This window comes from Chryseobacterium sp. SIMBA_029 (assembly GCF_046535275.1).
Lineage (GTDB): Bacteria > Bacteroidota > Bacteroidia > Flavobacteriales > Weeksellaceae > Chryseobacterium.
The window spans coordinates 1-258 of record NZ_JAWRXA010000535.1 but is presented as its reverse complement, the minus strand read 5'-3'; the positions used below and the strand labels follow the sequence as shown (position 1 = coordinate 258).

Annotated in this window: 1 protein-coding gene; it reads left to right on the top strand. The window is 36.4% G+C overall.

The genetic code is table 11. The annotated features are described in order from the left end of the window. Positions 1–258: beta-eliminating lyase-related protein (locus SB679_RS25115; RefSeq protein WP_410705035.1), on the top strand; the 258-nt coding region annotated here is incomplete at both ends.

Here is a 258-nt window from a genome sequence, read left to right as displayed (position 1 = left end):
GGCCGGTTATGGTGAGGATGAGTATTCTTTGCAGGCAAAAGAATTAATTAAGCAAAAAATAAATAAGAAAGATTCTGAGGTTTACCTTGTTTCCGGAGGAACACAGGCTAATTTAATAGTGATTTCATCTATTCTGAAGCCTTATCAATGCGCAGTTTCTGCATCTACAGGACATATTTTAAATAATGAGACCGGAGCGATTGAAGCTACCGGACACAAAATATTAAGTATTGAAACTGAAGATGGAAAACTAAGACC